The 10,799-nt window shown below is 67.1% G+C and carries 10 protein-coding genes; all 10 read right to left on the bottom strand.

All coding sequences use genetic code 11. The features are described from left to right. Positions 1–3: 3 nt before the first annotated feature. Positions 4–1,491, bottom strand: a complete 1,488-nt coding sequence (gene eccB, locus AC5Y5B_RS09955) for a type VII secretion protein EccB (RefSeq protein ID WP_112632886.1) — start codon at positions 1,489–1,491, stop codon at positions 4–6. A gap of 2 nt (positions 1,492–1,493) precedes the next feature. Then, positions 1,494–2,351 (bottom strand): transglycosylase SLT domain-containing protein, encoded by an 858-nt coding sequence (locus AC5Y5B_RS09950; protein WP_240631733.1) that lies wholly within the window; start codon positions 2,349–2,351, stop codon positions 1,494–1,496. Between the two features lie 269 nt (positions 2,352–2,620). Beyond that, complete coding sequence (locus AC5Y5B_RS09945; RefSeq protein ID WP_430918778.1) at positions 2,621–3,460, bottom strand: hypothetical protein; 840 nt, start codon at positions 3,458–3,460, stop codon at positions 2,621–2,623. 208 nt (positions 3,461–3,668) lie between these two features. Next, positions 3,669–4,319, bottom strand: coding sequence for a DUF5631 domain-containing protein (locus tag AC5Y5B_RS09940; RefSeq protein ID WP_500005264.1), 651 nt, complete (start codon positions 4,317–4,319; stop codon positions 3,669–3,671). 1,489 nt (positions 4,320–5,808) lie between these two features. Beyond that, the gene (locus AC5Y5B_RS09935) at positions 5,809–6,357 is read right to left on the bottom strand and encodes a hypothetical protein (RefSeq protein ID WP_240631732.1); all 549 of its coding nucleotides are present in this window, start codon (positions 6,355–6,357) and stop codon (positions 5,809–5,811) included. Positions 6,358–6,619: 262 nt separating this feature from the next. Continuing rightward, on the bottom strand, positions 6,620–7,171 hold the full coding sequence (locus AC5Y5B_RS09930; RefSeq protein WP_112632884.1) for a hypothetical protein: 552 nt from the start codon (positions 7,169–7,171) through the stop codon (positions 6,620–6,622). 121 nt (positions 7,172–7,292) lie between these two features. Further along, the gene (locus AC5Y5B_RS09925; protein WP_240631731.1) at positions 7,293–7,790 is read right to left on the bottom strand and encodes a hypothetical protein; all 498 of its coding nucleotides are present in this window, start codon (positions 7,788–7,790) and stop codon (positions 7,293–7,295) included. A 78-nt stretch (positions 7,791–7,868) separates the two neighbouring features. After that, a complete protein-coding gene (locus AC5Y5B_RS09920) occupies positions 7,869–8,198 on the bottom strand; it encodes a DUF2563 family protein (RefSeq protein WP_112632882.1) in 330 nt (109 codons plus the stop codon). An 82-nt stretch (positions 8,199–8,280) separates the two neighbouring features. Further along, the gene (locus AC5Y5B_RS09915) at positions 8,281–10,260 is read right to left on the bottom strand and encodes a putative alpha/beta hydrolase (protein WP_112632881.1); all 1,980 of its coding nucleotides are present in this window, start codon (positions 10,258–10,260) and stop codon (positions 8,281–8,283) included. Between the two features lie 27 nt (positions 10,261–10,287). Further along, positions 10,288–10,794, bottom strand: a complete 507-nt coding sequence (locus AC5Y5B_RS09910; protein WP_112632880.1) for a pullulanase — start codon at positions 10,792–10,794, stop codon at positions 10,288–10,290. Positions 10,795–10,799: the final 5 nt, after the last annotated feature.

Genomic DNA, 10,799 nt, shown 5'->3' with positions numbered 1-10,799 from the left:
TCTTTAGCCTCCCGGCTTTGCCGATGTCGTCACCACAGCCACCTTGCCGAGCGCCGGCACGGTGTCCCGCGCCACAAGCGCTGCCTCCCTTGACAATGCCGGACCCGCCGCGAAGGTCCGCAGCAGCGGCCAGGGCGCCTGCACCGCCGACCCCGGATCCAGACCCAGCGACCGCAACGTCGTGTCGTCGTTGGTGATGCCGAACCGCACCCCGTTGTCGGACACCCAGAACAGCGACTCCCGGGAGTCGGAGGTAACCACGCCGCTGGTCGACGTCACGAAGTTCGCCGCGCCCGGCAACACCAGCACCTGGTTGGCGACCACCGAGGCCGGGTCGCGGTCGTCACGCACCAGGTGCACGATGCGGTTGTCGAGGTACGACGGCGTGGGCAACCCGCGCCCGTTGTAGACCACGACGCGCGCCTGCGGGTCCGTCGAGCCCTTCTCCCAGCCGACGCAGGTGGTCGGATCCGCCGCGGTGTCAATGAAATTCAGGCGCTTGGTCGGGTAGTAGTCGACCGCCAGCGAGGTCACCTCGGGGATGTTGACCAATACGTCGGGAGCGACCACGCGCGGCGCGGTCGAGCCGTAGGAGTTGGCGCTGCGCAATAGGTCGGCCACGAAGCTGGTGACCTTCTGGACGCCGTCGGGCAACAGGACGTAGAACTGCTTGCCGCCGCTGGCGGTTTGGGCCTGCAGCACCGCGCCGACCTGTGAGCCCGACACCCACGTCGACGGGGTGCCCGCCAGGGGCACGGCGGGGACGCCGAGCGGTTCCGTCGCGGGCAGCGTGTCGTACAGGGCCCGCGAAATCTCCACGGGCAGAGTCACTCCCGGGTCCAGGCCCAGGCTCAGCGTGATCGCCCTGTTGGACGGATCGATCTGGGAGCGCTTGCCGCCCCAGATCACAAAGGTGTTGCCCTCGAAGGTGACCAGCACCCCGGCGTCCTCGCTCAGCGGCGTGGCGCGGTCGAAACCCTCGAGCGGCCCGGCAATCGCGGTCACCACCGGGCGTTCCGGGCTGCGCGGGCGCCCAGCCGTGTCGCACACCGCCCAGGCCGACGTCGCGCCGCGATGGACCGGCATCGCCGCGGGTGCGCCCGGAATGCCGACCAGCGGGCCGGTCGGATACTTCGCTATCTCAGCGGGTTTCACCCACGTCGGCTGGTTTGCAGTGCCCGTAGCCAGGCGCGCGGAGGTCAAATTGAGCACCGGGTAGAGCCGGCCGTCGATCCTGGCGTACAGCGCCCCGGAATCGCGGTCGCCGATGATCGCCGAATCTCCCACGATGCCAGTGGGTTTCAGGACGTTCAGCAGCAGCATCCAGCCCGAGGCGATGGCCACCAGAAGTATCGACAACACCAGCGCGGCGGTCTGCTTGCGGTCGTCGTGTTTCATGCGCACCGAGAAGCGGGTGGTGGCGGCGCGCAGCCGACGGTTGTAGAACAGGTGCCCAGAGTTCTGGTCGCGGTTAGACAAACTCAGCGGCATGCTCAGTACCCCTTGGGCGCTCGGTGAGGATCGGCCTGCTGAATCCGATCAGCCAGATTCGACGCGTCGACGGCGACACCGTAGCGGTCCATCGCATAGTTGATGAACGCGCACGCCTGCGCCACCAGGTTGTGAATGTCGCGCGAGGTGCCCGGCTGGTGGTAGGCCGCGAACGTCGGCGCGATGAACTGCCAGGCGCCCTTGCTCGGCGTCCCCCGCGCCGCATTGGAATCCCAGCCGTTGACCGCGTTCGCGTCATAGTTGGATTCGCGGCGGGCCACCAGGTCCATGCCGCGTTCCCAGCGAGCCCGAGCCGCCGGGTCATGAATACCCTTGATGTCCAATGCTTTACGGATTGCCGCCGTCACCGCCGCGCGGCCGCTGCCCTGGTTGCTGTGCATCGACCGCCTCTGTAGGTAGTGCAGGCGTCGCAGTCGCAGCGCGAGCAGCTTTGCCCGCCGCCGGGATCCGGCGACGCGCCGGTGCTGGGCCCGCAGCCGGGCCGCCATCCGGGCGGCGACCTCGCGGCGACCCATCGGGGTATCGGCCGCAGGTGTTTTGTCGGTCAAGGCGGCGTCCAGGTTGGCCCGTGTCGCCGCGCGGCCGTACGCGTGGTCGGTCCGCGCCGCGGTGATGGTCTGCTCCAGCGCACGATCGGCGTGGGCCAGCCGAGCCAGGTGCGTTATCGCCGCGCCAGACCGTGCGGCCGCCGCAGCGGGTAGCCCAACGTGACGCTTGATCGCCTCGGCGTATGCCTGGGCCGGCGCGCCACCGATGCCGCCTCCCGCGGCGGTTCCCGCGTAGAGATTGTGCGCGCGGGACAACGCGGCGACCGCTTGCATTTTCAGGGGATCGGTCATCGACGTCCCCGCCCTAACCCACCTGTGCGCCCTGTCGGCGCCGCATCCGTGCCGGACACTTCGCGCTAGTACTCCCACACCCTCCTGGCCGCGAATTCCGCGGTCGCTGCAGACGTACCAATAGCATGCACGCATCGACAGTTCTGCTGTCAATAACGGGAAAGATCACCCGCGCATTGGGCTCGGCCGGCCGCGATTACGAAGGGACCCTACTGCCGCGTGAACTACCCGGCCACTCACCCTTTCGGAGGGCTGGGTGGATTGGTCGGCTATTCCTTGGGCTCGTCGTCGGACGGCATGATGACGATCCGGCGATTGGGCCTATTGGTGACGACGGTCGGCTTGGCCTCACCGGACTTGCTGCCAGGCGCGCTCGGCGGCACCGTCAAGCGGCCCTTGATCGGCTGGCCATTGGGCACACCCGGGGCCGTGATCCGCTTTTCGACCGGATTGTCTTTCTTGCCGCCTTCACCGCCGGCGCCCATCGCGCCCGGCGGCATCATCGGCATACCGGTCATGCCGGACTGGCCGGGCATGGCGGGCATGCCACCGGTTGGCGGCATCATCGGCGCTTTGGCGCCCGCGGGCGTGGTGGGCGGGGACGACGTCGGCACCGGCGGCGGGCCCAGCGAGCTGGCCGGGGTGGTTCCCCCACCGCCGAGGCCGGCACCACCGCCACCGGAACCGCCACCCAGCCCGGCGCCGCCACCACCGCTGCCGACGCTGTCGACCAGGTGCGCGTCGTTGGCCAGCCCGGCGCCGTGGGCGCCCTGCACTGCGCTCATCAGCGGCTGCAGGGCGCTCTGGCCGGCCTGCATCGCCTGCTGCGGTAGCTGAGTCAGCGGCCCCATGACACCGCCGATCGCGCCGCCGACCGCGCCCGTGACGCTCTGCAGCATCTGCTGGATCATCTGCATGTCCTGCTGGCTGTTGGCCTCGTTGGCGGGGAATTTGGCCGCGGCATCGGCGGCGTGGGCGCGGCGGTCGGCATCGGCTGCCTCGACGTCTGCTGCGTCTTTGGGGACGTTCGCGTTGCCTGCGCCGGTCAGAGCACCGCCGCCGAGGCCGCCGCCGGGCGACTGATCGGGTGGGTGGCCTGGGCCTGGGATTGGGACCTGCACCGGCACGCCGTTGATCAAGATCGTTGTAGTCGGCAGATCGCTGCTGACTGGGTTTCCATCGCGTCCCACGAGGTCACCTCCATCCCAGTAGCAAAACCTGAGCGCTTGATACGCATCGTTCGGCGCGGGCTAGCGCTAGTACGACAATTTTGGCACAAAACGCCGGCAACGCTATTCACCCGACAATGGGGGGCTGCTACGAACCGCTCCGGTGACTGATCGCGTCAAACCAGGCCAGATGATAATTCGCGAGGTAACCATGCCCGTCGATCAGCGCCTCGACAGCCGCTAGAAGCATCCAATCCCCGACTGCCGCTCGGTCGTGATTTGGATAGGCGTTGAGTACCGTGTGCTGAATTTCAGCGGTGCATTCGCGCAACATCTCGGTTTCGCTTTCCAAGACGCCGGTCTTTCGCACGGCAGGTGCCGCGACAGCCTGAGCGATACGCGGCAGCCCGTCCCGGCGTCGCACCGCATCGACCAGGGTGGGCCCGAGCTCCTCGACTTCGGGTGCGGCCGAACGGGCGGGCCGATCACCGCTGAGCGCAGGCTCGTCGGGGCCTGGTTCGGCGACATAGGTGTTGGCGTGATGGGCGGCCGCCACCGTGATAGCGCCCAGTAGATCCACCACATTGGCGTCATGCCGTCGCGCCGACGGCTCAAGCAGGGTGACGTGGGCGGGCAACCGGACGTGCGGCGGGATCCATCCGGCGGCGAGATCGGTGACCAGAAGCGTCGTGGCGCCGTCATCGCGGAGCCCCGCAGCCCACGACAGCCGCGGCTCCTGGCGGGCCACCGCATCGACCAGCCGCTGTAGCCGCTGTTGTTCCGCCGTCCTGGCAGACACGGCGCCGGCGGTAGCGCCCGTAGCCGCAGAGGCGGCCGTCGCGCCAGCCATGGTGGATGAACCCGCACCCGCCTGGCCCGCGGCCGCCCCGGACGCCGTTCGCTCCACCGGGGAGACCAGCGGCCCGCCGGCGGACGGAGACGATGCGGGCGAAGAAGCTACCGCTGCGCCCGACACGGGGCCCGCCGGGGTAGAAGGTACGGATGGGGGCGCCACAACCGGCGGACGCAGGTCGGAGCCGTAGGCGGGCAGCGATCCCGACGGGATAGAAGATCCGCCACCGAGGGTCGGTGCGGGCGACGACCACGATGCGCCGGTCATCACAGGCGTAACTGAACCGCCTCCCCCGGTGGCCACCGGCGCGGGGGATGCCGCTGGGGGTGCGTCGACCGGAGTGCCTGTAGGTATGAATGCTCCCGCGCTCGGTACGGTCGGCGTCACTGCCGGTGTTGCCTGAGGGGTTTGAGGCCCACCCGCATCCATCGCTTGTAACGGGCCTGCCGTAAACGCTTGCCCGCCAGGGCCCGTCGCTTGACCGGTCGCCAAGCCGGACGTAAAGGCCTGAGCCAGTCCGGGTTGGCCGCCTTGGCCTAGACCGACCGGAGACACTGGCGCTCCGCCGCCGTGTACGCCCGGCATGCCGGGCGATACTGTTCCGCCGCCGGTAGGCATTTGTATACCAGCGGGCGATAGCGGAGCACTGGCGGCTGGGACGCTGCCTCTCACGCCATCCCCGCTGACTGGGGTCGGCACGGACCCCCCCGACGGCCCGCCGGGGGGAATACCCCCGCCATTACGTATGCCGCCCCCACCTGCCGCTGACGGCGAAGCCGGCCCCGGCGGAGCAGCAGGCGGCGGCGTTCCTCCATCGCCGCGCACTCCAGTACCGCCCACGCCGCCTGTCGAATTAAGGTCCTCCGAACTGATCGGGTTCGGCGGCTTGGCATCTCCAACATCGAAGCCGTTTGATTGCGCCCAACTCCGAGCGTTACCACCAATTCCTTCAGCATCGAGGATCTTCTGCGTGGCCGCCATCATTTTGTCGAGGGCGTCGCGGCTGGCATTTGCGGCATCGGCGTTGCAGCGCGCCTGGACAGCCTGCACTTCCGCTAACTTTTCCGGCGGCGGCTTCTTTGATGCGAGGATGTCATTTATCTCTTTGTTGCCTGTGTTAGCTATGTCCGACAGGCGACTTCGCAGATAATCGATGGCATCGGCACCGGAATTAAACGCCGATGCTTTTGTCTGGTACTTCTCGGCAAGATCCAGGTGCAGCTTTTCCCCTTGCTGAAACCTGGTTATGAGGTCGTCGGCCGTGTGCCCCGTATTGTTTGCGGCAAAAGCTGTCCACTGAGTGCGCAGGTTCTGCGCATATAGCTGTTGCTCGCCACACTCTTGGCTCCAGTGTTGGGCGCCGGCCCGCAAACCCGTCGACGGCTCCGGCCACCACGGCCCGATTAGAGCGGCTGTCCAGGCACCTGGTGGGAGATCAACTGCCACCGCATGCCCTTTTCATTGCAGCATCCTTGGTGTTCACCTCGGCCACCGCCACTTGAAATTCGGCCTCGGTAGCGGCGCCTTCGCTGCTTTTCGCCGTATCCATCAGGTAGGCGGTCGCTAGAGCCTGAGCCGCGTTGCGGTGCTGCTCGTCGAGAGCAGGGTCGTTGGATGCGGTGAAAAGCAAGACGGCGGAATTCGTAAGCGCGATCCGTGCGAACGCTTTGTCACTGCCATTTGTATCAACTTGTACAGACCGCGCAGCCACGTTATAGGTCTCGCACAGCCGCTGTTGGGCCGCTAACGACTCCGCGGTGGTGTGCGTTGCCGTCGCAGAGTTCGCCGGGTGTTGCGACGACGTCGAGCGTGTCAACGCAATAATCAGCGCGCCGACAGCCACGGCCGCAATCACGCTGATCGCGATCGCCTGCCATCTGCTTGGACGAGGTGCGAGCCGCCTTGCACGGGCTGACGTCGAATTTCCCATGTGCGGGTCCGCAGCGGGCTCCTCCGCAAGCCCGGAATGCACCTCCCCCGCCACGCCCACTCCCTACTCGTAACGAGCACCGGCCCTTCCCGGTGGCCCACTGACCCTCAATCCCAATGGTGCGCCAGGCAATGGCACGCCAGCAATTCACCGCGACTCTTTACCTACGCCGAGCGCGAGTTCCGACGCAACCTGTGGCACCTTTCCATGAATGCGAACCGCGCGGCGAACGTCCCGAAGCCCTCGCCTCAAGCTCCTGCCCACGGCCTGCGATCAAGCCGCGCACCTGCTCCGTTCACCGAGCCGCTTGGGCGCCCTACGAACCACACACCTTCTTCATCGATGCATCCTTCGCGTTGATGTCGTCAAGCGCAGCTTGAAACTGTGCGTCGGTCGCGACGTCCCTATTTCCCATTGCCGTTCCCTGGCGGTATGACGCTGCTAAAGCGTGTGCGGGGTCCCGAAAAGTTGGGCTCAGGGCTGGGTTGGCGGCCGCGTTATCGAGCATGGCCGCAGCGTTGGTCAGCGCGATGCGGCCCAACGCCACATCGTGGCCGTTGGTATCAACTTGCACAGCTCGTGCAACTAGTTTGTACGTATCGCACAATTGCCGTTGAGCTGTAGACACCTCGGCAGCACTGTACGTCGGCGGAGTGCTCGTCGTTGCTGGCTTGATAGCTGTCGGTCGTGTCAGCGCCACAATCAGTGCAGCGCTCGCCACGACCATGGCCGCTCCGGCCAAGACCACTGCCGGCCAGGTCCGCGCACGAGGTTGTGGCTGCGTCGGAAATCCAGGGACCCACTGCCTTGGGTCGGCCGGACTGATGCCCGGTCCCTCGCCAGGAGCTGGAGGCAAATCCCTCGCCATTAGTCCTCCTAAATCCGGTACCGGCTTTCGATGTGGATACCCGAAGATTCTTGCGCCGCGCGCTTCATAGTGGAACAGCTACGCAAGCAGTGATCAATCACCGCCGCTCTGCGCGTGGAACTCAGCCCACGCCGCATACCCTCTTCATTACAGAATCCTTGGCATTGACGTCGTCGACCTCTGCGCTGAAGGCGGGGTCGTCCCGCTGCAGTGCACTTCCCATAGCCGTGGCCTTCGTGTATGCCGCCGCCAAGGTAAGTGCGGCGGCCCGGTCGCCGGGAGCCAGCGCGGGAGCGGCGTTTACCGCCTGCTCCAGCAGTACTGCCGCATTAACACTGACGGCGCCCGCCAATGCTCGGTTGTCAGTGTTGGTGTCGATGTCGACCGAGCGCGCGGCGAGCTTGTATGCGTCACACAGCTTCTGGTGGGCCGCCGTGACATCAGCCGCGCTATAGGTAGGCGCCGCTGTAGTAAGGGCCGAACTCGAACTCGACGACAGCGTAGTAGCTACCACCAGCGCAACGACGGCCACCACCGTCGAGACCAACGCCAAAACAATCGCGCCCAACGCGATCGCCGGCCACAGACGCGAGCGCGGCGCCTGCGGCGCGGGATACACCGGCGCCCACTGCCCTGGCGGACTCACATGCGGCGCTACACCCGGATGCGGGGGCGGTTCCTCCGTCACGGGTGTGTCTCAGACGTTCAACGTCGAGGGACCGGCACTCGGCCGGAGAGCCTTCATATCGGCGGCGTTGGCCTTGTCCATGTTGGTGAACCCGTTGGCCGCGTGGTGCGCCTTCGTGCCGACACCCGTGAGCGTCGCGCTGTGGCCCTGCAACGTTTTCACGTGCTGGCCGTGTGCGGCGGCGACCGCACTGTGAAACGCGTCGGCCGCGGCGAAATCACCGAACATTCCCGATTCGACGGTTCCGCCGGCCAACTGATCCGCCCCGTCTTGAGCGTGCCCACCGGCGCGGTGTGACTGATTGCCTCCCGAGTGCAACAGATCCGTATCGACGAACATCGGCACTCCTTCCGGGACATAACACCTGTGACCAGGCTAAATGCCGATCCGCGAGTGGTCAATTCACCGCGGTTGACCCGGCCTAAAAGCCATGCCCGTTGGTGACCGAGCGCGCCGGCCGATCCCATTCCGGGTCGACAGTGACCGGCAGCTGCATGCCAATATGCGGCAACGACACCGTCCCCAACGGGGTGTGCACCTGAAGCGGAAGAGCTATCCGCGCCTGAACACGCTCGGGCGCGAGCATGCCTTCCCCTGCCAGGCGATCGCCGTGCCCGGTGACGATCGCGGTCATGTTGTGCAGCGCTTCGCTGCCCACGTCGTAGTAGTGCGAGTGATCGGTGAACCACGGCATGACGCTGTGTGAGCCGGCAACCTCGGCACGAAACCGCACCGCCCCGAAACCCGCATGCGCCGGATCGCTGCCCAGCCCGGCCACCGGTCCCACCGGTCCGCCGAGCGTCTCGTTCAGTCCGTTCGGGAGGCCGCTGCCCGTCTCACCGATCCAGCTGACCGCATCGGTCGACGCGGCCCCGACATACAACCGGCCGCCGACGAGATGAAAGTCCGCCGCGCCGTGCGCCAAATCTGTTCCGGGGCAACCCGTTAGCACGGCGTCGTTGGCGCGCATGCCGCTGTGGGCGAAAGCGTCGGCCACGGTCGTCGAGCCGTAGGAATGTCCGAGGACGGTGACATGCGCTCGGGTCGGCCCGTCATGCGTCGCCGCGAGACCGTTGACATCGGCGGCCAGCAGCGCACCCGCTTGCCTCGCCCGCCACGGGGTGCCGACCTGTTCCAACTCAGCGGGATCGGTGATGGCCTGTTGCCAATGCGGCTGGCCGAATTCGGGTGCGTCATAACCCATCCAGGCCAACACCGCGGTGGGGTGCTGGGGGTCGGCTTTCGACGACTGTTCGTAGAGGTTGATGGCGTCGTCGGTCCCGTCGGACATCCATCCTCCCCGCACACTGCTGTTGGTCCCCGGGACTATGACGGCCGTGTTGCGGGACTTGTCCGGGTTGCCGATCGCGATCGCCGCCCTGCCCTTCCCGCTGAACGCGAGCGGGTCATAGGCCCACAGCATGACCGGGAGCCCGCGTGGCGCGTCGGATCTTTCGTCGCGCTCGAGGAATTCATTGGTCTTGACCGCGTTCTGGTATCGGGTGATGTCGGTGGCGCACAGCCCATAGGCGCCGGGGTGGGTGAACACATGGGCGTCCCGGTTGTGCAGCGCACTGTCTCGGAGCGCCTGCGGATCGAGCCCGCGCTGACGGGCGACGTCTTCGACCCGGCGCAGATCGTCGTTCATCGCAGCCTGGTTCACCGCATCACGCGCCTCGCCCGGGATCCCGTTGAGGTTGCCCAACTGCTGCGGGTGTTCATCGATCAGCCGCCGCTGCTGATTCGCGCTCAGCGAATCCCACCAGCGCTTGACGCCGTCTGGGCTGGCGTCCGGCGGCGGAATCGCTAGCTCGTCGGCACCCTGGATTTCCGCCGGCTCGGCCCCCTCCGTTCGTAGCGCCGCCAGGCCGGCCGCCAGCATGCTCGAATACGCGTCGCGGATCTGGCGCAGCTGCACCACGATTGCCGCAACCTCCGTGACGGCGTCCGTGCGCAGAGTGTCGGCTCCGCAAGCATCACCGTCAGCCAAGGCATCACACATCTCGTCGTCGATGTCCTCGAGGTCGTACTCCAGCGCGCCCAGGTACCGCGTGGAGGCTCGCTGGGCTTCGGCCAGCGCGGCGGCGATGGCCTCCAAATCGCCTGCGATGCGCGGTAATTGGTCGGCCTGCAGGCCTAGCGACCGGGTCACCCGCCGCACCTCGGCGGCATCGTTGAGCGAATGCTCCGCGTTCCGGTGATCCCACGCCGCCTCGAACCGGCGGCGGGCGGTCTCGAAGGCGGCGGCGGCCTCGGCCGTGCTCGCTGCGGCGGCCCGGAACGCCTGCGCCAGCGACGCGATCTGCGCGGGGCGACCGGCTTGCAGGCTGGCGTTGGTCGACCACGGATCGCCGCCAGCTTCGGCGACGAGGAAGGCAACGCTCAAATGGCGCAGTAGCATCGCGCCGTCGCTAGGTCGGCACCACCCTCAGAGCGAACTCGCGCCGTCGGCCAGGCCATCGCCGTCCGAATCGGTCAGCCGCACATTCCATTTGCCGTCGCCGTCGGTGTCGACGTAACCGGTCACGCCGCCGTCATCGGTGCGCAGCACGCGGTCGGCCAGCCCGTCGCCGTCGGTATCGATGAGGCGGGCATCGGTGCGGCCATGCCCGTCGAAATCGACCAGCGGGCCGCCGGTGTGCTCGACGCCGTCGAGGCCGAACCAACGCAGCTGTCCACCGCGGTCCATCGCCACCGCCCACGTCCCGGATCCGTCGTCGGTGAAGTAGGCCTCGGGGGTGCCGTCGTTGTCGAGATCCAACATCGCGTGATCAACGATTCCGTCGCCGTCGAGATCGGCGAGGGCGTCATCGCGCAATCCGTCGTGGTCGAAATCCAGTCCGATCGATTCGAACCGGCCGTCGTGGTCCAGGTCGAGGTCGGGTTGCCCGTGCCAGAAGGCGGCGCCGTCATCGCCAGCGAGACAATAATCCATGCGTA

The organism is Mycobacterium sp. NGS33 (genome assembly GCF_059812885.1).
Note: the sequence above shows the minus strand (reverse complement) of the source record. Positions and strands in the feature narration are given on the sequence as shown.